Below are 23,611 nucleotides of genomic sequence, written 5' to 3' on the forward strand. Positions count from 1 at the left end.
CCGTCGCAGAGCATTAGTGGATTCCTTAGAACATGCACGAGTCACCTGTTTGACTGGTTTGGGGGTGAATTGGACAGCCACACACCATCTGCCATCCTTCCGGTAAAAATGCCAGGTTTTAGCTCCTTGTGCTGGTAATCGGTTGATTCTACGGCGAAAATCTCCAATTTCAGATGACACATACTTGCCAAACTTGTCCTCTAAGCAGTAGGGAACCCGAATCTTAATCGTTTGCCCATCCCACTGGCAGGTCTGATTGCCGAATGACTCGTCTTTAGCTCCTACCACATAAGATTGTCCTTTGGAAATAGTGACCCGAATGGGAGCCGCTTTAAGGTATTTGATTTGCAATTGGTAGTGGTGGAGCTTGCGCTTTTTATGGTGCAATTGAAAGCGTAAATTCTGCCAGTTAGTATCCTTGTACTGAAGAGATACCGAAAGAGGAAACTGACAGCCAGTTTTACTATTCTGCCAGTTTTTTCTACCGTAAAATTTACGGGCATTTTTTAGCTTGCGTGTAGCCTTTTTAATCCACTTCTCGCCGGATTTGACCTTAGCAGCTAGCACCTTAATGTGACGCTTACGGTTGGCTTTCGCCGTATCTACCGCCCCCTGACTGAAGGCTATCACACTATTGGCGTGACGCTTGTTTATCCCATACGCCTGCTGCAAATGCGTATTCCATTGAGATTTGTTGAATTCATCTTTCCAGAGGAGATAATTGGCTGTCTCGCATACTGCTTGATGGAAAATAAATGAATATTCGGACAGGAACATTTCCAGTTGAGTCTTTCCCAACGGGTTTAACTCGTTGGCTGGAGTAGGAAGTCCTTTGCAGTATGTGATAGTAGCCATTGATTCGACCTGGCGGCAATGTATGTTGAACAGATGCGGCTTAAGGACAAGGCTCCTCAGCCTATCCCCTTTGCGGCTCATACGTTGTCACAGTTGCGTCAGCACCTGCATCAAAGCCGTCTAGAGAAACAGGAGCAAGTCCGCTATGGGTTAGCCCAAACTCCAGTGGAAACGTTCAACGTCCAAGAGGAAGAACGGTTCTGTGACTTCCGCTTGAAAACGGCGCTGGGTAAGAATTTTGCGGGTGTAGGATATTATTAAGCCAAAGTGCTGGCACTCTGGGTAGAGCGATAGGAGAGAGTGTAAGAGGCAGATGGGTGTGCATCTGGAGCATCATTGAGCATGGCTAAGGCGACCTGATGAGCCTTTGTGCGTAGGCGAGCGCCAGAGCCAAACCACGTTGAAAACAGACGAGCTTCGGCGAGTGCTTCTCGCTGATGATCCAGCCATTCAGTAATGCTGTTGTAAGCATCCCAGAGAACGATATCGCCACTGATGATCTCGGCTTCAGTATTGATGAGTTTGGCGAGAATCCAAATGCGTTTTCCACCTTTGAGGCTCCCTGCGGCTTCTAACTGCACGCCGCCTCTCGAGAGGAGGGGGTCAAACCAGCGAAAGGCTTCTTCGTTTTGCAGGGGGGTGTAGTCATGCTTGACGATACCGAGAAACGCCTGATCGCGATCGCGCCGCAGCTTTTTCTTGAGAATAATCTCTGAAGAATTCCCTTCAACCTGATATAAGGGTTCTTCAATGACTCGCCAATTCAATCCGGCTTCAACAATTGCTTGTTCAGTCGTTGGCGGATTTTGCAAGACGGTGCCAAGTTTATGCCAAGCGGCTTGATGGACAAAAAATCCTGACTCAAATTTGTGTGACATGAGCGAACTCTCCTTTGAAGAGATTGTGAATGATTTCTAGCTATTTGTTAGAGTGGCTCTCAACAATTGGTTCTAATTAGAGTTTATAATTCAAGGATATGTTTCCCTGATCCGGCTTGATGTCCCCTTTAAACAATAAGGTAACATCCCATGAACGCCCCACAGATTGAATTTGTCCCCCTGCGCGATGCGGTGAGTACAGAGGCTCTGACAACCCTGGATGTACTGGTTAAAATTGTTCCGCCACAGCCAGAGACTAACCTAAAACGACCCGAACTTAATCTGGGTTTGGTGATTGACCGTTCCGGTTCGATGGCAGGGAAGAAAATCGCTTATGCCCGTCAAGCGGCGTGTTATGCGGTGCAGCAACTTCTGGGGAGCGATCGCGTGAGTGTGACGATTTATGATGATATCGTCGAAACCTTAATTCCTAGTACCCTCGCCACGGAAAAGAATTACATTACCCGTCAGATCGAACGGATTCACCCCAGAAACATGACTGCCCTCCATGATGGCTGGGTCGAAGGTGGTAGGCAAGTGAGTCAATATTTGAATCATGAGGGGTTGAATCGGGTGATTTTGCTCTCAGATGGACTAGCCAACAAAGGGCAAACCAATGCTGACGCGATCGCCTCTGATGTCTATGGATTGGCACAACGGGGTGTGAGTACCACCACAATGGGGGTTGGGGATGATTACAACGAAGATTTGCTGGAGGTGATGGCGAATAGTGGGGATGGGAATTACTATTACATTGATACTCCTGAACAACTGCCAGAGATTTTCCAAACTGAACTGCACGGCTTAATGGCAACCATGGGGCGGGAAGTGCGCCTAGGGATTGAGCCACAAGCTGATGTGGATGTGGTTGATGTCTTTAATGATTTGGATGTCTCCCCTCAGGGTGAGTTCAAGTTACCCAATTTAGTCAAGGGTAACCCTTTTGTGGTTGTGGTGCGGCTCAAGGTGCCACCCATGAGAGAAACCGACAGTGCCAACCTCTGCAATTTCCGTTTAAGTTGGGATGAACCCGAACAGCAGGAACGACAACGGATACGGCAGATGTTCCAACTGCCCGTCGTCGCGGCGGCTGCTTTTGCTGAATGTCCCCTGAATCCAGAGGTGCAGCAACAGGTGGTACTGATGAGTGCAGCACGCGCTAAGAAGGAAGCGGTGCAAAAGGTAGATGAGGGAGACTATGCAACCGCGAGCCAATTGCTACAAACCGCCCGGGAGCAAGTGTTGGCAGCCCCGGCATCCCCTTTGATGGAACAAGAGGCGATCGCGTTAATTGATTTGGATCGGGATCTTCAGTCACGACGGGTGCAACAATTCCGCAAAATGTCTACTTATCAGTCTCATAGAAGTCGCCGCAGTATGAGCCAGTCTACTTATCATGACTATCAAGTGCAGCGAAGTCAACGATATCGGGGGCAGAATTTACCCGATGATCTGCGGGGTCGAATTGAGGTGATTCAGGGGGATATTACGAAGCAACGGGTTGATGCGATTGTTAATGCTACGGATAATTATCTGTCGGGTAGTGGTGGTGTTGATGCGGCAATTCACCGGGCGGCTGGATCTGAGTTAAAAAAAGAATGTGAACAGATCCATCGTTGTGAGACGGGTGAGGCGAAGATTACCCGTGGCTATAATCTGCCCGCTCGATGGGTTATCCACACAGTCGGTCTGGTTTGGCAGGGAGGTCATCAGGGAGAGGATCAGATTTTGGCTCAATGTTATCGTAATTGTTTAATGTTGGCAGAGCAATACTCGATTAAAACCATTGCCTTCCCGGCTATTAGTACAGGGTTGCGGGGTTTTCCAAGTGACTGGGCATCCCGAATTGCTTGCTCGCAAGTCAGAACATTTTTACAGAGAAATTCTGCGATTGAGAAGGTGGTTTTTGTTTGCTTCGAGCAGCGGGATTTTGATTGCTATTTAAATAGCGTTTAATCAGTCCGCGCCGCTTAGGTTAATACCAGAAAAATCTCGCTCAAGAGCGGTATAACGTTCGAGCAATTCTTGGCGGTTCATTACATCTGCTCTCAAATAACTTCCCTCAGTATAGTACAAATGAACTGGTTTGAGTTCCTCCGGTGCAGATGTTCCTTGAGTAGCTCACAGTTGCTTACTTGATATTATTTAGGATGGCTTAAGATGGCTGTATAATACAGTTCCTGCTGCCAAATATGGTAAGCTAGAGGGGTTAAATGAATGGTTATTCAAAACTTTGACTTTTTGAATTTAAGTAGGAACGGAGACCATAAACTCCCGCCACGCCTAAAAGTTCCAAGTTGTGTGCCGCATTGTGGTCAGCATGGGCAAGGTAGCCACAATAGACACACTTAAAAGAGTCACCTTTTCGGTTTCGTCTATCCCATCTGTTGCAGCTCGAACAGAACTGTGAAGTTTTAAAGGGGTCTTTCACCACTAGCTGAATCCCCTCCTCTTCACACTTTCTCTCCAACCACTGCACCAAAGTGCGATAAAGCCAATGGGACAACCGCCTGTTAAACACCCGGGAGAACGTCCCCCGTTTGCCGTGTTTAACCTTCTTCAAGTCCTCTATACTGAGAACTTTTATCGAAGACCAATCAACCTTTTTCAGCGCCTGACCCAACCGAGATTTAATTTCGGCGTGGGTATGTTTTTGACGCTTTTGAAACTCATTTATTCGTTGATAAATACTTTGTCCAACTACCTGGGAGTCACTGAATACGACGCCGTTTTTGTAGTTGGAATCCATCCCGACCACCTGACCTGATGTTTTCAATGGAGGTCTAACTTTCTCAAATATAAAATCAATCCACAATCGCCCTTTCTTCAACCCCATGCGGATAGTTTTAGATAGCTGCCATCCCTGAGCTAACCGTTGATTGATTACTGAGGTGGACTTGAGCGGGATAACTAACTTGGGCGCCCCCGATCCAATCAGTTTGACGCACCAATCAAAGCCCTTTTTCTTAAAGGGAGAGATGGTGACGAAGTGGTAAAACAAGGTGACGGTATGCCATCTGAGTTGCGGTTTACGTTTTTTGTTCTTTTTTCGTTGAGAACAAACGCATTCGCTAGCTTGTTTAGCCAGGGCTTGTCCCAAGCGGGTTGTGATGCCAAACCGCTCTCTTGCCTTGTGGACGGTGGGTAAGTCAGCTAGCTTCCCGGAAAAGTCTTTTCGCTGCCAAAACAGGTCAACAAAGTACTGCATGACATCATGGCATTGAGCCAAAAATTCGCGCACAATTAGAAACTTACCCACATTCAAATCATTCAGGTAAACCCTAGCTGTGCGCTTGATTGTATTTTTGTTTCTTTTCAATGCCATTATGCCATTGTCATCTATGGGTAGTGGTCTTTGTACAGATGATATCTGATTGTGCCAGGGTTCACCCCCAGAATAAGAGCCGTATCGGTTATTTTATGTCATCTTGGATTGCGACTAAATAAAAGTATAGCAAATAAAGTCACGTAGATTGGAGAATTATTTACAATGCCATCAGTGGTTAATTGCGGTCGCAGTTGATTGTCACGACCGAGAAATAGTACATAGAGATTGAGGTAATTGGCTTGTTGTTGAACGGCGATCGCACGTTTAGCACTCCGCAGAGAGCCGGGTTGGTTTAACTACCCGATAACAGCTGCCGTTCCTGTACATTTTTCGAGGTTGATTCGTAAACTTGACCGCGATAGCACAGATTTTTTTTCATGATCAAGGGTTCTCAAAACACTGATTTTCAACTAAGCTGTGGTAATCAATTGAATAATTACTGGCATTCAATTAATAGTATGTATCTTCAGGTCAACCAAAGGTTGAGTCAAATTGAGGACTTCTCTAGCCTCAGATTCATTCAGTAAGTTCTGAAAACTTGAGGAAAATCCAGGGGGAAGCAAATCGGCACTTGATGCGGTGTAGTTACTAGACCGACATTCTAACCAGCTTTACCAGGTTTTTGTTGCATGATAAACGCCTTGGTCATCCTGAGTAATGATTCCTTTTTGCAGCAAAGCCTCCACATTAAACTTAACCGTAGGAGAATCGGTTTTCAATTTTCGTGACCAATAGGGGGCAGTCTGCCGCACTTTCCTTAACAAAGCCAGCCAACTCATGGAAGAGTCTTGCAAAAGTATTAAAATGAGTTCCTGTAACTTCTTTGATTGTCTGAATATTCTTTTCTTTTTTGTCTTCTTCGTCTTGGGTTCATTCATCTTTACTTCCCTCCAGCCATGAGATTTAACTATTCCCGGCGACTGCCTTAAAAACACGAAGATTCAAACTCTACATAATGATGACATCTCAACAATCCTACCAACCTTGGCATCTAAAATACCGCCCTCAAAACCTATCTGAGCTAGTTGGTCAACCCCTAATTGTCAGAACCTTAACCAACGAACTCAAAACGGGAGGGAGCATCCCATTTTGGCAAATAGGCGGGAAGAGTAAATTTTTAATTCGCGATTATCAATCGCGAATTAAAATGATGATGTTGGCTCTCGTTGTGTGACCTCGTTGTGTGACCGAATTGGGGATGGGGAAGAGGATGAATCCTGAAGGGGTGACAAGCTCGCGTCAAAGGTAGGCAGGGTATGGGGTGTGGGGTGTGGGGAAAATATTAGAGAAAAACAAAAGCCCATAAGAGGAGATAGGCTAAGGAGTGAGCGCTCTCGCTTGCGAGCCAACGCCGTCAACTGGAAGGACTTCAGGGTCAAAATGAATAAACAATAGAGTTTTTGGTGACTCCCTGAGTAAGGTTCAATTTTTCCCTACACCCTACACCCAGTAGTACCCTCAAGTCCCTTGTCACCCCCTCAGGGATGAATTGCTCTCCACCTTGATTGAGCAGGGATTCCAGCCACAAAGAGTGCCTATTACCAGTGAAGAGCGATCGCGAAGACTTACAACAGATAAGATAGCAATCCTAAATAGGTTGTGGCAATTTAAAAACTGTGAGCCTTGCTATACTTGGGTTTCAAGTTTTTCACCTGTCACAACTCAAAGAGGATTGCTAGAGTATACTTGAACGACTTAAGGTGGCATAATTAGTGAGGTAAATATTCACACAGTTTGCTCATGACCAAAGCCGAACGCCTGGAACTGGAAGCTTGCCTAAGACGAGCCAGTGAGATTCTGTACAACAATAGTGATACAGACAGTTTAGAAACCCTAGCTGACATCGAGATTACAGTCAGAAATAAGATATTAGAACACGTTAGTCCCCAAATCGCCCTTTTTTTATCACCAAAAAGACCCAAACCCGACGCGGGAAAACCCGAACCCTAAAAAGCTGCCTGGGAAAACTGAAGATTACCAAAAAACAAGCAGATGCTTTAGGAATAGAAGCCTATACACGCCATAGTCCTTTGCTGGAAAAATGCTGTCTCCTTTTAAGCGCCAATGAATCCTATCAAAATGCCGAGAGTGACTTATATCTGTTAACGGGGCTAAAAGTTGGTCACTCAACTCAGCATCGAAAAGTGAACCAAATTGAATTACCCCTTCCTGATCTAAAACAAGGGTTATCAGAGATAAGCGTTGATGGCGGGAAAATTCGCTTGAGGGCGGAAGACAAAGGAGAAGCGAGTTTTTGGCAAGAATATAAAACAGCTCGCTACCTACGGGATTTATTACGGAGCCTTCTTTCAAGATAATCTATCTTTAACGAATTGGATAAATAGTCAAACATTAACCTCACCCTTGTACTGCTTAGGGGATGGACATGACGGGATATGGAACATCTTTGCCGAAATTGGGGAGAATAAAGATAGAATCGAAATTTTAGACTGGTATCACCTGACCGAAAACCTGCATAAAATAGAAACAAAAAAATCCATCAAAGACCAGTTAGAAGCTGACCTGTGGGCGGGACAGGCATCCGAGGCGATAAAGTTGTTGAAATCAGCTCAACCCCTAGGAGGAAACAACTTTATTAGCTATCTGAACAAGCACCGTCAAAGGTTAATCAATTATCAATCTTATCAACAGGAACAAATTTGTTCAATTGGCAGCGGAGCCGTGGAGTCAGCCGTCAAACAAATCAGCCACCGTGTTAAGCTAACTGGCGCCCAGTGGCTCAAAGAAAACGTGGCTAACATTTTACAACTTCGTTGTGCGTATTTGAACGGTAAACTGGCTATTTAAGGACTTTCCATGACTTTCCTTTTTGAGACAATTCGCAAGTTATAATTGCGAATGTAAGTCGATGGAGATAGAAAGAAATGGGTAGAAGAATCTCCCGAAAGTCACAACAAGATAAACTTGAGAGAATAACTCGTTTACAGACGGCAATTGCTAGTCTTGAAACCTACCAAAGTTTCTTTGAGAGTCAAGGGAAACTCGCCCCGGAAGATGCTTGGGTCGCGCGTTATCAAGTCCGACAGTCACAAAAAATTTACTGGTACTACAAACTACAGGCTAGTTCACCCACTTTCACAACCACAAGTGACACACCCAAGTTAAGTAAATATAAGCATTTAGGCAAGGCGGGAAGTGAAGCCCATGTCGCTTCTGTGATGTCTGTCACCAGAAGAACGATAGTGTCCGAATTACAAAAAACCATTGATTCTCTTAAAAATAGCTTACTAGATATTTCTTTTGACTCTGAGCAAGAAGATATCTAATATTTAGGTTAAGCAATTATTCGCGATTATAACTCGCGAATAAGTTTTCTCTCTTTTCCAAAATGGGATGCTCCCAAACGGGAAACCTACCCAACGTCTTCCTATTCGATGGTCCACGAGGAACAGGGAAAACCTCCACCGCCCGAATTCTCGCCAAATCTCTTAACTGCCTATCATCGAGCCAACCAACCCTCACCCCCTGTGGCACCTGTTTGAGCTGCCGCAGCATCTGTTCAAGCAGTAACTTGGATGTCCGAGAACTGGATGCCGCCAGTAACAATGGTGTCGATGATATCAGGGAATTGATTAATTACAGCAAACTGTCAACAACCAATCGCTACCGTATCATCTATCTAGATGAGTGCCAAATGTTGAGCCGCTCTGCCCAAAATGCGGCTCTCAAGCTATTTGAAGACCGACTTCCTAATACTATTTTCATTCTGGCAACAACTGAATCTGAAAAACTCTTAGATACTATTATCAGTCGCTGTCAACATTTCCAATTCCGCCGTCTCTCTACCCAAGATATCATAGAACGATTAAGCCAAATAACTCTAAATGAGAAAATCTCGGCTAACCCTGAAGCTCTCCGGCTAATTGCTCAGCATTCTCAAGGAGGTATGAGAGATTCGGTACAACTGTTAGAGCAATTGGCTATGAGTACGAATGGTAAGATTGAACCTCACCATGTCCGGGACGTCATTGGCAATATTCCGACTGATTCCTTAGTAGACCTTTGTGTTTCTATTTTCCAGGATACACCCCAAAGACTTCATAATCTGATGGCGCTGTCTAACCAACTCAACGATGAGGGAGTAGAACCCGTTCACTTAGTCAGAGAACTCCTCGCCATTCACCGAGACTTGCTGGTGTTTCAACTTTCCCAAGACACTAATTCTCTCACACAAGGTAAAGTTCCCTTCGCCAGCCTGATTGACCTGTCCTCCATCGAATCTCTATCCCAGCTTGTCTCTATCCCAGAAATACACCATCGGCTCCTAATCCTAGAAGCCGCAGCGTTAAGCGTTCAACAATCCTCTAACCCTTTAATCGGGCTGGAAATTTGCCTGCTGCAACTTGCCTATCTTTCTTTAGGAAAGGAATGACACTTGCAGTAAAAGAGATGGGGAAGTGAGTTCAAAATTCCCCACCTTCCTTAAGCTAAAACGCATTTCAATTGTGTATTCCCTGTTGCCTGTTGCCTTCCTTGGGATTGAGGCATCCCAATCTAAATGCCGTCTTACTAGTCTCTATGAAAGCTTTCACTCTCACAGGAAATGATACCCATCGAATCACGCATTTTATCCAAGAACAGAAGCATAATTTAGATCCAAAGTGGGCGATTTTCAATGTTCAACACTTCTCCTTTAAGCAACTAGAATATGCCCTAATTTACGCCCAAACTCTGCCTTTATACGGTCAAGAAAAACTTCTAGTTATTCGAGGTAAAATCACAGCCAATCATTTTGAATTGCTCAACAAACTGCTGTCTCTAAATACACCCTCAACTGTCGTTCTAATTACTCCAATCGACACCCGTACTCGCATCGGCAAACTCATCAAACGTGCAACAACTGTCAAACAATTTAATTGTACGCCTTCCTGGAAAATCAATGAACTGGCGACTAACGTTCAGCAAGAATCACGCACTCTGGGAGTCAACCTACCTCTAGCCGTTGCTACCTACATTGCCAGCGCTTCAAGGACTCTCAACCTCATGGCTGATCAAAAGTGCGATCGCGCTATTTAATCTCGAAGGTGAAATCAAACAAGGACTACCCTCGGATTATTTTACCACCCGTCTACTGACTCTGCTTACCTATTAGAAAAACAATGAAACTAACTTGCTCCTCTGTTGACCTACAAACTCACCTTTCTCTCTCCTGTCGTGCGGTTCCATCTCGACCCTCTCACCCCATTTTAGGTAATATACTCCTATCTGCTTGCTCAGACACGCAACAGATACACTTAACCCGCATTTCTCACAAAAGGTACGAGCGTAAACGACAGAAGCCTTGACAGAGAGGGATTTCACCTCAGTTAGATCCCCCAGTCGCACCTAACAGTGTGTTGTTCCTTCAATAGTCTGAATTCGAGTCCCCCTTAACAAGCAGAAATTGATAAATTTAGACTCATATTTTGGGATAGAGATTAAATTTAGTTAGCGTAATAAATACGCTAATGAGTGGCGGTTTAACATTTAGACGCTCCAATTCAAATATAACAAAGAACTAAAATCTCTTCAAATATTGATATAATTAAGGTAGGTGAAAGTTAGATTTTTGCATCATGACTGCCAAGTTGCTTCAAAAAAAACATCTCCCCCTCAAGTTTGGAAAAAAGAAAGGAAAAGAACTTCTTGCCAACTTTAACGGCGGTCGAATCACGTCAGATGCGGGAATCGTCTGGTTGGCAGAATTAGATAAAAAACTAAAAATTACAGCAAGATTTGCTGAATGCTTTCAAGACATCGGAATTTAGCTTATGTAGATTATTCAGTTCATCAATTACTCGCTCAAAGAGTTTACGGCATTGCTTTAGGCTATGAAGATGTCAATGACCATGACCAATTACGCTATGATCCTGCCTTGGCAATAGCTCTAGAAAAACTAAATTTTGATGACTCATCATCAACCATTTTAGCCGGAAAGAGTACCTTAAATCGGCTTGAATATTGTCCGGAAACAATCCTTCAACAACAAGAATCTCGCTATCATCGTATTGAAGGAAATCCTTCAGAGATAGAAAAAGCCTTTGTAGACATCTTTTTAGAGTCTTATCAAACCCCTCCTCAACAAATCATTTTAGACATGGATGTCACCGATGACCAAGTTCATGGTGGTCAGGAAGGAGCATTTTTTAATACTTATTATAAAGGAGTCTGCTATGCTCCTTTGTATATTTTCTGTGGACATCATTTATTAGTGGCAAAATTACGTCCTTCTAATATAGATCCAGCCGAAGGAGCGTTAGAAGAATTACAGAGAATCATTGCCTTAATTCGAGAGAAATGGCACGATAAGCATATCATCGTGCGAGGCGATAGTGCTTATGCTCGTGAAGAGATTATGAATTTCTGCGAAGAAGAAGGTGTAGATTATGTGATAGCAATGGCAACAAATAGCCAATTGAAGTTACGAGCAATGAATGTTATTGAGAAAGCAAAAAATGAATATGAAGAAAATTTATTACCAGTCATTGAATTAATGGATAGCGTTTTTTCTAAAAATGAAGACTTAGAAGAGGTGAGAAAATTAGTCCCCAATGCAACTTGGTTTCGCTCGCTCTATTATCAAACCGAAAAGTCATGGAGTCGTCAAAGAAGAGTAGTTACTAAAGTAGTTTATGGGAGTCAAGGGTTAGAGCTTCGTCATGTTATCACATCTTTACACACTTCTCAAATTACACCCTCTCAACTTTATACTAAAAAATATTGTCCGAGAGGGGAGATGGAGAATCGGATTAAAGAACAGCAATTGGACTTATTTGCTGACCGAACTTCTACCCAAACCTTTCAAAGTAATCAACTCCGCCTGTGGCTATCTTCAATAGCGTATGTGTTAATGCAAGCATTTCGTTATCACGGTTTGAGAAAAACTTCTTTGTCCAAAGCAACTGTCGGAACAATTCGCCTCAATCTCCTTAAGTTAGGAGCGAGAATTACCGTTAGTATGAGAAGGGTTGTTATCGCCCTATCCAGTTCTTGTCCATATCAAGGAATTTTAGCGATCGCGCACTCAAGAATTCAAGCCATTCCCAATACGAGTTAAGGTTTTAGCTCTCGAAGATAACCAGCATAGTTGTAAAAATGACTGAAGCTTTTTTCCGTCTATTTTGTCATAGAAATTTGCCAAGACTAACGCTCATTTTATCGAATGCGTCGGGTAAGGGTTAGCAATTTCAGGTTAATCTTGTTGGAGATCTGGAATTTTTCTATTCTGCGCATGAAAAATTCTACTTTTCCCATTCAAATTAGCTTCTCAAATTAGTTTGTGAGAAATGCGGGTTAACAGCGTTTAACCTCAGCTTGGGAATCAAAACCCGTTTCTTGGCTCACATTGAAACGGGAGGTCAGGTTACTATCCCAGCTAAACTTTTCCAGGATATCGTGTCCCATCTGCCCGAGGGAGACATTACGGTTTCGGTACAACCTGAAGCCCAGGAAACAGAAGACGCTGACCCCAGTTGGATGATTACCCTAACCCACGCCAGCGGACGATACCAATTCAAAGGCACAAACCCGGAAGACTTTCCCCAACTGCCTGCTATTAATGGGGGACATTCCCTTCAAATTCCTACGTCATCGTTAAGCGAGGGAGTCCAAAGTTCGTTGGTTGCCACTAGCACGGACGAAGCCAAACAGGTTCTGTGTGGCGTTCACCTTACCGTACAACCCGATTCTCTGGAATTTGCGGCAACTGATGGTCATCGACTTGCGGTAGCGCAGACGGCGACTCAGGTGACGGAGACGGAAACTACTGATGAGGCACAAGCGGAACCAACCCAACTGACGATTCCCACCAAAACCCTCACTGAGTTAGACCGGATACTCTCCACCTCCAAGCCAGAAAATCCAATTGCCCTCCATTACTGCCAAGGTCAAGTTATCTTTGATGCTCAATCAGCCTATCTGACTAGCCGTACTTTAGAAGGGCAATATCCAGAATACCGCGCCTTGATTCCTAAAAAATTCAAAAATCACATTACGGTCGAAAAACGTCAGCTACTAAAAGCTCTGGAACGGATTGCCATATTAGCTGATCCTAAGAACAAAGTGATCCGATTGACCCTTGACAAAAAGAACCAACACGTTCTCCTGACAACCGCCACAGAAAATGGCACAGGTCAGGAAGTGATTCCCGCACAAATTTCCGGGAAAGACCTAGAAATTGCCTTCAACAGTCAGTATCTCATTGAGGGTCTAAAAGTTACCAAAACTTCTGATATCCGACTGCAAATTAATGAGACCCATTCCCCGGCTATTCTTACCCCATTAGGGGGACAAAATCTCACGTATTTATTAATGCCTGTGCAGATCACGGGTTGAAAAATTAAGACTTTTTCCCCCACCCTACAGCTAGTCTGCCGTTTAGCTTTCTGAGCCGCCCTTTCAGAGGAGGCAGAGGGGTTCTGGAACCTCATCCCTAATCCGATGAAGTAACCCTTCTGCTTTGTTCTGGCTGGTTGCGGCTGTGTCAGCTAGATGCATTGGGGTTTTTCCTAGAAAGTCTTTGCTCGCTATCGCTCGTATGGAAGCGATTACACTCTCACGGTATAAATTATGAGCGAAAATGTTCTCAAACTTCCCGTATACGACTTATACCAACAAGACTATCTGCCAACTGAAGTTGTGTACTATAATACCCTACTCCAGTATTTATATCCCGATGCTAAATTCGCCATCGGCGACGTGTCAGGATTTATTGAAAAAGAGGATAGTCCCGGCGCGATCGCGAGTCTGGAGAAGGGGTGGGAAACCTTCAAACTTTCTGGTGCAACGAACTCCCGCCGCTTGGGTCGGGCGATATTTGCTCAATCTGAAGAGGACTCAACTCCCGACCATTTTCTACGCTTACTGGGAAGCAATCGGGCGGCGGCTAATTATGGCAGTAATTTGACGACGGAATGTCAGCTGATTACTACCCTAACGCTGAGAATCCGTATCGTCGAGGATGGTAAATTCAGAACAGGGGATTGCCACGCCAAGGCATCGGCACTCCTGTTTAAGACTCTGGGACTGCAAGCCTATGTGCCGTTCCAATTCCGTGCTGTAGACCCCGACAAATGTTGGCTCACTAAAGGTACTATTGCCTACCTGCCTTCTTTAGACAGTGACCCGAATGGGGTATCCTTGGTTATCCCTCGCTCCTGCTTCAAGGGTAATAACCCTGGACGCAATGGCATCAGAGCGCCCAAAGCCCTGGTCTTTGGCGTGGTTCAACTGGCTCCCCGGAATCCGGGCAAACGCTGGGGAAGCGCTAACAGCAGCTATTCTTGTATCCAGTTCTTACCGTGGGACGCCGTTAAGCGTGATATTGTACCCGACACGCTCAAAGCTGTGCGGGAACTCAATGAATTAAGTAGCGATCGCACGCATCTGTTAGAATTCTTAACGGCTAAAGTCTCCGGCACTTCCACGCCCGAACTGCTACAAATTCTTCACCATGACACCCGTAGTATCCTGACAACCCACCCGCGAGTCGTCAAGCACACCCTGGAACTGATGCGCGAGTACCTCGTGGGATTGGCAACGGGGGGAAGCCTTAACTTTAACACCAGCATGACTATGCCCGACGAGCAACTCGAAGACGGGGAAGTCTGTATTCCTGGCATTCCTGATGGCACAGAGATAGTGGGCTTCCGCTATCCCATGCGCTGGCGGTATGATTGGAAAGTCTGGGTTAACCGCGCCCTTGACCGCTGGCAGAACTTTGATGGGATTATTGCCGCATCAGAGAAAACGTGGCGTGAAATTGGGGGTGACTGTGACGGAGACCTGGTCTGCTGGAAACAAGCCCAAAGGCTTCCCAACGTGGCGGCTGCGATTAAGACCTTTGCTCAAGCACCACAACTGACCAAAGACAAGGAAATCCTGGATGGCAGTTTAGCGGAGATTACTGTTCGGGCAATGAGCAACAATGTGGGACTCATCTCCTACCTGATTGCCAAAGCCAATGCCATAGGTCGCTCCGATATTGTAGAGGAATTAGCTCAACAACTGCAAATTGAGGTCGATAGCCTCAAACACGCCGCCAAAGCTGACCCAACTGTGATCTCAAACGCCCAAAAAGCGATGGGATACAACCGTGTCCCCTGGTTGTCGCACTACAGGAACCGCGATGTCTATGTGAAGACGCCGCTACCGGTCAACGAAGGGGCTACAGATACCATCTCTCAACTTGTAGGCGAGGTCAACCAACTGTTCATCCCGCCTCAGTTCCGGATGGCGAACTTGCGAACTTTCATCAACTTGTTTCCTGACAAAGTGCCTAACTCCTGGCTTGTAGCGGCACAACGACGGGTCGAAGAGTTCGCCCAGGATGTGCAAAGGGCTGTTGCTCCTGCTACACCTTACAAAGAACGTAATCAAAGAGTCCCACGCACGGTACAGGACAAAATTGATGAGAATCTTAAGGGAGTAACTGACAAATACAGAAGCCTGTTGGATAACTGTAAAACACAGCAACAACGTCACCAGGTTATTGCCGCCTTGTGGCAAGTCCAGCACCGTAATAATACCACGAAACGTTCCACCGCCCTCGTCTTCTTGGTTGGACTGCCCTTTATCCTCGATGTCCTAGACAACCCACCCATTCACACCTTCAAGCTGATTGGACTCAAGGGTTCTGACTATCCCGACACGTTATTCAAGGGGGAAACACTCCAAGTTAAGGTGGATTCGGATTCGCGCTTTGGCAACTATTTGGTTGCCCGGGATACATCGGGTAAGGTTCTGGGAACGTTCACGGAGATTGATGGGATACCCGTTAATCTCGGTCAAGAATTCCGGCTGAAACTCTACACCCGATTCTCTAAAGCTAATAAACCGACTCGAATTGATGCTTTTGTCGTCGGGAAGTCGGCGGCTTAATTACCCAATAGCCTCCAGTTATGGAGGCTGATTTTTTTTTACGATTAAATTTAGCATGACTCAATTCTACCAGTATAAACTGAATCTTTTTCCTGAAGCTTCACGGCAAGATAATATAATCGGTCTAGAGAACCAACGATTGAATCAGGCAATAGGTCTTTTTCAACAATCCCCCCGATTTGGATTTGACCTAGAAACTTTTTCTCGGGCATCCACTCCAGCAATTGCACCGGAAACGGGAGAGATTCGCTTAATTCAGATAGCTATAGAACAACCGGCTGTCCAAGTAATAGTAATAGATTTGGGGTGGACGGCAAAAGAACGCTCACGTATTCATCAGAAATTAGAGTCTTTGGGGTTCTGGACAACGCTTCAAGAACGATTAGCGAATCCCCAGGTTGAAGTGGTTGGACATTCCCTAGATTTTGAGCAGCGATGGATGCTGGCTAAGTATAATTTCCCCATCCGTAACCTCCGAGATACTAAACTTATGTCTCAAGTTTACTGGGCTGGACTAGACCCTTGGTTGTTAAAACAGCAGGGGAAACCCCACAGCTTAGAAAGTGTTTGTTTGCGACTGGGAATCTCTATCGATAAATCCCGACAAACCTCTGACTGGGGTTGGGGAGATTTAGGCAATGGGCAATTGAGTAATAATCAATTCAATTATGCCGCCAATGATGCTTCTATTACGCTTAAGGTACATGATTTATTAGAACCTCGGCTCAAAGAAATTAGGGTTTGGACTAGCTACTTAATTGAGTGTGCCGCGTCACCGGCTTTTGCTCAAATGTCTCACTACGGAATGCCTGTGGATGAAGGGGTGTTGGCTGATGTCACTGTTGCTTACGAGGCGGCTTATCAATCGTTGGTGGAGCAACTGGGTAGAACGTTTTCTGAGTGTCTTCCTCATCTTTATTCACCGAAGAAGTTAGTTGCTCTTATCAATAGAAGGTTTCGGGTTACGCTCAAATCAGCCAATGTTGATGATTTAAGTAAGTTATGGGGGATTGTTTTATCGGATGAGAGTGCGAAAAATTCGATTAAAGCTTGGAGGCAAACTTATAAGGTTTTGGCTTCTTTTCAGCAATCTATTGTTGAAAAAGCGAATCATGAGCTGCCATCGGTGTTAGGAATTAATCCAATACAATCGCGCAGTAAATTCGGTTTGGGCTATGTCCGTTGTCTAACGGGTCGCGGTGTGTTTCTTCCTAAATGGCGGCAAAACGTTGAAGATGGTAGGGAGCAAAAGATAGAGGGCAAACGGAAAAAGTTTAATGGTCTATATTCTACGTTGGTTTCAGTGAAAAGTCCAGATGCTAATGCGGCTTACTGGACAATGTGTGAAGCTGATATTATTAAAACTTTTTTGGCGTACTGTGTAGCGGCTTTTGATGCTCATCCTGAATGGGAAGCTTGGGTGGGGAATTGCTGTCATGATGAAGCGGACATTTTTGGTAAAGAAGAATTTGGTGTTGAAATAGCTAGTGCTGTGCAAATGGCGATGGAACGGGCGATGGGAATAGTCATTCAGGATATTCCGGTTTCTGAGGATGAATGTCCAGAACGTCTCTTAGGAAACTGTTGGACTGACAAATAGATACTCTCAACCCAATGCTCTACTCCCAAGGCTTTTCCCTGCCAATTTTACCTCCAACGACCTACGCTTGGTATCAAAAATGCGATGAAAAAGTGACCTCAACAGGCAATTTAACCCCTTTCGTTTTGTTCGAGATTTCCCAGCTTATTTGCTTCGCCCCAACTTTACAAGAACAGCATTACAAAATCAAAACGCCCTGGGGATGGACATCTGGAATTGTCCACCACTCGGTTCCGAACTCGACGATAGTCCAAGTCTTTCTTCCCGAATTTAAAGACGATGTACTGTCTTGGATTCAGTCTCTGATTAACTGGTGGCTACCCTTTGCAATTATCTACCTCAATGAGGGAAAACTATACATCCAAACTCCGGCTTCACTCTGGTATTCACCAATCCAGTTATTCGCCGCTCCCATTACTCCTTATCCTACCCAAACAACGAACCAACGCCTGTTTACACTGCACCTCAATCGCCATGAGTAAAATAAACTGGTTGTTTTAGCTGGAACCGATTATCGCCGTTTTTTAACCTATCTTACTCCTGATCTCTATGACATCAGTATTCCTCTGCAAGGGTTAGGAATTGGTCAACAGTTAGCTTGGCTCAAAACCCATCGGTAATGGGTGAGCGACTGCTTTTCAAAACGCGCCTATAAGATTAGGGATTTTTAGAGTAGTACTCATGAGCGACAATATTCTCCGCCAAATTAGACAAGAAAGCCATGCTCAATGGTATCAACAAAATACAGCGATAATTGAATCCGCTCAAATTCCCTTTAAATGGGCTGGTAAACAGAAAGTTACTATGCTATTTCGCGAGGAAAATAAGCCGAAAGTGGATTTTTATCCTCACACAGGACGTTGGCGGGTAGCGGGTGTGAAAAAGACATTCAGAGGTGGAGCTAAATCCTTTATTCAGTGGTATCAGAAGCAATCGATACAAGGATAAATGCGTCTGAGGGAAGGACGAACCACCTCCTCTATGTGCGCCTGTACGCTGCATCATGGATTCCCAAGAGTTAGGGGGGTGTGTCGATTTTTGAGTTGGAAGTGAAGCTCATCAGTCAGTCCCGAATATGCCGAATTTCCTTTCAATAGTTGTTGAATTCATCTTTATCAAATTATGCTGCGAAAGCTAACCCCATCACCTTATCAAACCTGTATCCTTAACGCTGTTTCCAAAAACTTAATTCTACCCATTAAATCAGGAATCGGTGTCATCGCTTTAGCCGGAACGGGAAAATCCACACTGATTACTTTAATTGCCGAAACGATTCAGAAGCAGGGTCTTCAGCCGGAGGAGATGGTTATCCTAGTTTTTGGGACTAAAAATAAAGACGATTTAAGGAAGTGTATCCAAGCAAAATTGGGGGCAAAGTGGGGTCGAACTGTCCGAACTATTCATTCCTTAGCTTATTCTATATACAGGGAGGCTTTGAATGTCAGTACTGCCAACGTTAACCCCTACAAATATGAAACTATTGCCTCTAAGTTAGGCTGGATTACCGGAAATGTTGGCGGATTAGGACGACTCGTTGCCAATTCCGACTATCCGGCGATTCTTAATGAGAAAGCCTTTATTAAACTGTTGGAACTCTTACGCCTATACGCCTACCAACCCAACCCAGAAAATATCCAAACTCTCAACCAAACTTACAACCTATCAGTTACTGATCTCTATGGAGTTGCTCAAGCGGCGAAAGACTGCTTAGACAGAGGGGAAGAAGAGGCTCTATTTAGAAACAAAATTGACACAACGGATATGGTCTGGATGCCCTGGAAATGCCAGGATATTCCGTTTTTTAAAGGTGCGATCGTGAGTTTAAAAAATCGCCTCAAAGTTATCCTCATAGACGAAGCTCAAGATGTCGATAACCTTCAGCTTTCTCTGCTGCAACTTCTAATCACTCCATCCCAATCTTTCCTGATTGCTGTTGGTGACCCTAATCAATCAGTATACCATTTTCGAGGGTGTTTAAGTGATGGACTGGCAAAGATTATGTCTCGCTTCAATTGCCAAGTATTTGAGAGTCCCCTCAATTACCGCTGCGGTCAGCTTCACCTCCAACTCGTCAGAGACATATTCCCACACATTCCTATCCAAGCTCACCCGAACGCTCCTCAAGGGGAAATCCGAATTATTTCCAGCGCTGACTTATTAAAATGCTTCACCGACTCCACCCTCACCTATTTAATAGTAAGCCGAAAAAACTCGACTCTCATTCAAAGCGCTATCCGAATTATTGCCACCGGAAAAACCGCAACTATAAAAGACGAAAAAGCCGGAGATTATCTGTTCAAAGAAATAAAGCGCATCGCCGAAAAGCCATATAATCCCCTGACTTTTGAACACAAACTGGATGTTTACGCCGCCAAAACTCGCCATTTTCTCGAACAGTCTCCAGATGCTCCAACCCGACTAGCAGAATTTGCCGACTTTATAGAAAGTATCCGCACCCTTTACGATACTTACAAACCGGCTACGCTGCAAAAGTGGCAAACAACGATTAATCAAATTTTCAACTCCAGGAAGTCTACATCCATTCATTTACTCAGTATCCACAGTGCTAAAGGTGCAGAAGCTGAAGTCGTTTTCCTCCTTTATCCAGAGGAGATACCCTTTACCCACTCCCAACAATCTCTAGAAGAACTGCAACAGGAGTGGAATACTCTCTACATTGCTCTAACCCGAATCAAAGCCAATCGAAATCCTGGAAGTGGTATTCTGTATCTCGTTTTAAAAGAGAGAGATTGTACTATCTATCCTGATTGGCTTCCTCAAGCCTATCGACAGTTATATAACTTCGGCAAACCTGTCAATTCGATTTAGTTCAATATTTGGCATCGGAAAGCCTGTTCTAGGCTTGAGGAGCCGAGCCAACACTTACTTTTTTATTCCCCAGAGTCTTACTCTATTCTCTTTCCCCTACCTGGCAATGTCAAAGCACTGAGTACAAGCATTTACAGTTTCAGAAAGTTGATGGGCATACTAAAATGAAGCAAATAGCCCCACGTTAACCTTCCTTCAGTAAATGCCTACCCCTGATGAGTTGATAGCGATGCTCGATGGCATTCTCAATGGTAGTCGAGATGAGTCAGAAGTTGCCCAACTGCGGCAATGGCTCAAGGTGAGTGGCACTACGCTGCAATTCGTCTCTCAGGATGGTAAGTTCAATACGAATATCGGGCAGGTACAGGGGGGCGAGATTCAGATTGGCGATCGCATTTACCAATTTGACGTTGAAGCACTCCGGGAACTCCTGCAACCGACGACTCCTGTGCCTGATATAGACTGGCAGGCTGTCAGTCAAGGGATGCTGGAGGAGCAACTGCGACTCACCACCAACCCGCTGACGAGTGGCGAGGGGATTAGCTATCGAACTGAGCAGGTATATGTGCCGCTGGGATTGGTGGAGCGCAAACGGCAGACGCGGCGACGGGAGGATGTGCCTCCAGAGCAGGGTTCGTTGCTGTATGAAGAGACTGAGATTACCCAGCGCTTTGAACACGAGCAGTTTCTCGAACAGGTATTGCAGCAGGGGCAAAGTCCCAAGAGTGGGGGGAAGCGCCTTGCTATTATTGGCGAACCGGGAGCGGGAAAGACGACGCTGTTGCAGCAGATTGCCCGATGGGTGACTCAGCAGGGAGAGGGGGCGATCGCGATTTGGGTGTCGCTGGCAGATTTGCAGGGGCAAGAATTAGAACTGTATTTGTTGGAGGGATGGTTGCAAGCGGTTGTCCGGAAGCTGGGACAAGCGGAAGCCTCTTCCCAAGTTAAGGATGCCTTTGTTACCCAGTTTCAGCAGGGGCGAGTGTGGCTGTTGCTGGATGGGGTGGATGAAATGCAGGTGTCATCGGGCAATCCCTTGGCAGAGATTTCACGACAGGTGCGGATGGGCGGATTGCTGTCGCAGGCGCGAATTGTGTTGAGCTGTCGGTTGAATTTGTGGGATGGCAACCGTAATGCGCTGGATACGTTTGACACCTATCGCACGCTGGAGTTTTCCTATCCGCAGCAGGTGGAGCAGTTTGTTGGGCAGTGGTTTGGGGCGTTGTCAGAGGTGCAGGGGGAGCAGGCAGAACGGTTGTGTGCGGCGTTGAAGACACCGGGGAAGGAACGGATTCGAGATTTGGTGAAGAATCCGCTGCGGCTGACGCTGTTGTGTTTCAACTGGTATCTGGGGGAGGGAACGCTGCCGGAGAAAAAGGCGGGGCTGTATGAGCAGTTTGTGGCGGATTTTTATGAGTGGAAGCGGGAACAGTTTCCGACGACATCGGAGCAGCGCAGGCAGTTGAATGCAGCGTTGGGGGAGTTGGCGCGGGAGGCAATTGATAAGGAAGAAACTCGGTTTCGGCTGCGGCATGATTTTGTGTGTGAGTTTTTGGGTGAGCTGGATGAGGAAGGTTCGTTGTTTGAGTTGGCATTGCAGTTGGGTTGGCTGAATAAGGTGGGGGTGGATGCAGAGAATCGGAGGAAGGCAGTTTATGCGTTTTTTCATCCCACGTTTCAGGAGTATTTTGCGGCTTCAGACATTGATGATTGGCACTATTTCCTGAATCATATTCCTGAGAATCCAAGTCATCCTGATGCCAACTATCGAATTTTTGAGCCGCAATGGAAAGAGATAATTTTGCTGTGGCTGGGGCGTGATAAAGTGCAGCCAATGATTAAGGAAGCGCTTATTGAGGCTTTAGTTAATTTTGAAGATGGTTGTGAAAATTTTTATGGCTTCCCCAGCTATTTTATCGCAGCAGCAGGTTTAGCGGAGTATGACTATAAGCAGACTGATAAAATCTTGACTCATCTTATTAAATTAGGTTTCGGTGATTTAGACTTAGGATGGGGTTTGAAAATACTTGAAACTCCAGTTACAAAAAGTGCTAGATTAGCACTCACAGAAACGAATCGTAATAAACTAACAATTTTATTGACAAAAATTATACAAACCAACTCTGATGAAAAGATTCTAATAAATGCCGCAATAATTTCACGAGAAACCAAAATTAATAATCGCAATGAAGCGATCCAAGTTTTACGCAACCTTAAAAAAAGCCAGGATATATCTACTAGTTTTTACGCAAGTGTCGAATTATCAAATTTTGAGCAAGAATTACAGGAATTTAATGAAACCAATAAAATCTATAAAAAAGAGCAGGAACTACCATTACTTAAAGATGAACAGATAGTAGGTTATATTACTATCACAGATTACCTGAATTATTTAAAAGACATTATTCGTGAAATAACGTTAAGCAATCTCGAAATAATTAACTTAGCTGAAGAATTATCTAAAATATTGGATAGCGGATTGAATGATTTTAACCTTGCTGCGATTGCTCGTGTCATTGGGGAAGTAGGTTCAGGAAACCATGATGTTTATTCAGCTCTAGTTAGGTTAATACTAACAAGTAGTAGTTCAGATATTTTACGCACAGCTACTTTTAGTATGATTGAAATACTGGATAAATACTTTTCCCCTCTTGTTGTCAGCGATCTTAGAGAGTGCCTGTATAATCAGGATGAAGAGAAAGAGTTTTCGTTCCTAAGAAGATTGTATTTATTTGAAGTTATTTGGCAAGCTGCACGACAAATGTCATATCCAGACTTTCATAAAGCTTGGAATGCTCAACCAATTACTACATCTCATCTGTAATAGGTTTTGACTAAAGCGCTCAGCAAATTTTACCTATTCCTCGCTCCATAATTTCAATGCATTGGCACAGCTTCTTTGCAACCGAATTGCCCTACTCTGCCTTTTCACGTTTGCGTTTTTCGATTTCGGCGATCGGTAATAGCAACGTCTCCTCAATCTCTCGCCGGATTTCATTACTAACTGAAGCACTACTGTTTAGACAATCTATTAGTATCTTATTAGCATCATAGTAATTCTGTAATATCTCTTTTTGTTTCTGATTTGGTTGCCAACTATTGCCTAGAGCGCCGGTCCAGTAATCACGATGGGGGTAAAGCATGAGAAAATGGGTTGACACAACAGTTGTCAGAGGTCTGATTAGATGAAGTTTTATAAAGAATTTCTCATTCTCATTTAAGTCAAGCAGGAAGAAAACCAAT

17 protein-coding genes and 5 pseudogenes are annotated in these 23,611 nt (G+C 44.7%); 17 read left to right on the forward strand and 5 right to left on the reverse strand.

What is annotated here, in order from left to right:
- Positions 1-36: 36 nt before the first annotated feature.
- Positions 37-855 (reverse strand): annotated as a pseudogene (locus RIC07_RS08155) (hypothetical protein); the annotation flags it as partial.
- 18 nt (positions 856-873) lie between these two features.
- Here RIC07_RS08155 and RIC07_RS08160 point away from each other — a divergent pair.
- On the forward strand, positions 874-1,116 hold the full coding sequence (locus RIC07_RS08160; RefSeq protein WP_446394084.1) for a hypothetical protein: 243 nt from the start codon (positions 874-876) through the stop codon (positions 1,114-1,116).
- Here RIC07_RS08160 and RIC07_RS08165 read toward each other — a convergent pair.
- On the reverse strand, positions 1,113-1,733 hold the full coding sequence (locus RIC07_RS08165) for a DUF932 domain-containing protein (protein WP_446394085.1): 621 nt from the start codon (positions 1,731-1,733) through the stop codon (positions 1,113-1,115). The genes RIC07_RS08160 and RIC07_RS08165 overlap by 4 nt on opposite strands.
- Positions 1,734-1,883: 150 nt before the next feature.
- Between RIC07_RS08165 and RIC07_RS08170 the strand changes: the two genes are divergently transcribed.
- Complete coding sequence (locus tag RIC07_RS08170; protein WP_446394086.1) at positions 1,884-3,689, forward strand: macro domain-containing protein; 1,806 nt, start codon at positions 1,884-1,886, stop codon at positions 3,687-3,689.
- Between the two features lie 265 nt (positions 3,690-3,954).
- On the opposite strand, the gene RIC07_RS08175 is transcribed toward RIC07_RS08170, so the two are convergent.
- Positions 3,955-5,058: a zinc ribbon domain-containing protein gene (locus tag RIC07_RS08175; protein ID WP_446394087.1), complete on the reverse strand. Its 1,104-nt coding sequence runs from the start codon at positions 5,056-5,058 to the stop codon at positions 3,955-3,957.
- A gap of 614 nt (positions 5,059-5,672) precedes the next feature.
- On the reverse strand, positions 5,673-5,939 hold the full coding sequence (locus tag RIC07_RS08180) for a hypothetical protein (protein WP_446394088.1): 267 nt from the start codon (positions 5,937-5,939) through the stop codon (positions 5,673-5,675).
- A 77-nt stretch (positions 5,940-6,016) separates the two neighbouring features.
- On the opposite strand from RIC07_RS08180, the gene RIC07_RS08185 reads away from it, so the two are divergent.
- The 15 genes and pseudogenes from RIC07_RS08185 (at position 6,017) to RIC07_RS08255 (ending at position 23,192) form a co-directional block, all read left to right on the forward strand.
- Positions 6,017-6,235, forward strand: coding sequence for a hypothetical protein (locus RIC07_RS08185; RefSeq protein WP_446394089.1), 219 nt, complete (start codon positions 6,017-6,019; stop codon positions 6,233-6,235).
- 566 nt (positions 6,236-6,801) lie between these two features.
- Positions 6,802-7,869, forward strand: a pseudogene (locus tag RIC07_RS08190) (ISKra4 family transposase).
- Positions 7,870-7,946: 77 nt separating this feature from the next.
- The gene (locus RIC07_RS08195) at positions 7,947-8,348 is read left to right on the forward strand and encodes a transposase (protein WP_446394090.1); all 402 of its coding nucleotides are present in this window, start codon (positions 7,947-7,949) and stop codon (positions 8,346-8,348) included.
- 62 nt (positions 8,349-8,410) lie between these two features.
- A complete protein-coding gene (gene dnaX, locus RIC07_RS08200; protein ID WP_446394091.1) occupies positions 8,411-9,454 on the forward strand; it encodes a DNA polymerase III subunit gamma/tau in 1,044 nt (347 codons plus the stop codon).
- A 146-nt stretch (positions 9,455-9,600) separates the two neighbouring features.
- A complete protein-coding gene (locus tag RIC07_RS08205; protein ID WP_446394092.1) occupies positions 9,601-10,098 on the forward strand; it encodes a hypothetical protein in 498 nt (165 codons plus the stop codon).
- Positions 10,099-10,181: 83 nt separating this feature from the next.
- Positions 10,182-10,322: pseudogene (locus RIC07_RS08210) on the forward strand (DNA polymerase III subunit beta); the annotation flags it as partial.
- A 315-nt stretch (positions 10,323-10,637) separates the two neighbouring features.
- Positions 10,638-12,118, forward strand: a pseudogene (locus RIC07_RS08215) (IS1380 family transposase).
- Positions 12,119-12,354: 236 nt separating this feature from the next.
- Positions 12,355-13,395: pseudogene (dnaN, locus tag RIC07_RS08220) on the forward strand (DNA polymerase III subunit beta); the annotation flags it as partial.
- A 234-nt stretch (positions 13,396-13,629) separates the two neighbouring features.
- Positions 13,630-15,939: a hypothetical protein gene (locus tag RIC07_RS08225; protein ID WP_446394093.1), complete on the forward strand. Its 2,310-nt coding sequence runs from the start codon at positions 13,630-13,632 to the stop codon at positions 15,937-15,939.
- A 55-nt stretch (positions 15,940-15,994) separates the two neighbouring features.
- Positions 15,995-17,539, forward strand: a complete 1,545-nt coding sequence (locus RIC07_RS08230) for a hypothetical protein (RefSeq protein ID WP_446394094.1) — start codon at positions 15,995-15,997, stop codon at positions 17,537-17,539.
- Between the two features lie 14 nt (positions 17,540-17,553).
- On the forward strand, positions 17,554-18,021 hold the full coding sequence (locus RIC07_RS08235) for a hypothetical protein (protein WP_446382596.1): 468 nt from the start codon (positions 17,554-17,556) through the stop codon (positions 18,019-18,021).
- Positions 18,022-18,027: 6 nt separating this feature from the next.
- Positions 18,028-18,159: a DUF6884 domain-containing protein gene (locus tag RIC07_RS08240; protein WP_446382763.1), complete on the forward strand. Its 132-nt coding sequence runs from the start codon at positions 18,028-18,030 to the stop codon at positions 18,157-18,159.
- Positions 18,160-18,220: 61 nt separating this feature from the next.
- Positions 18,221-18,487 carry a hypothetical protein gene (locus tag RIC07_RS08245; protein WP_446382598.1) on the forward strand — a complete coding sequence of 89 codons (267 nt, stop codon included), beginning with the start codon at positions 18,221-18,223 and terminating at the stop codon, positions 18,485-18,487.
- 174 nt (positions 18,488-18,661) lie between these two features.
- Complete coding sequence (locus RIC07_RS08250) at positions 18,662-20,368, forward strand: UvrD-helicase domain-containing protein (protein ID WP_446394095.1); 1,707 nt, start codon at positions 18,662-18,664, stop codon at positions 20,366-20,368.
- A 202-nt stretch (positions 20,369-20,570) separates the two neighbouring features.
- A complete protein-coding gene (locus tag RIC07_RS08255; protein WP_446394096.1) occupies positions 20,571-23,192 on the forward strand; it encodes an NACHT domain-containing protein in 2,622 nt (873 codons plus the stop codon).
- Positions 23,193-23,283: 91 nt separating this feature from the next.
- Here RIC07_RS08255 and RIC07_RS08260 read toward each other — a convergent pair.
- Positions 23,284-23,611: NACHT C-terminal helical domain 2-containing protein (locus RIC07_RS08260; protein WP_446394097.1), on the reverse strand; the 328-nt coding region annotated here is incomplete at its 5' end.

Source organism: Coleofasciculus sp. E1-EBD-02 (genome assembly GCF_040218245.1).
In the GTDB taxonomy this organism is placed as follows: Bacteria; Cyanobacteriota; Cyanobacteriia; order Cyanobacteriales; family Coleofasciculaceae; genus Coleofasciculus.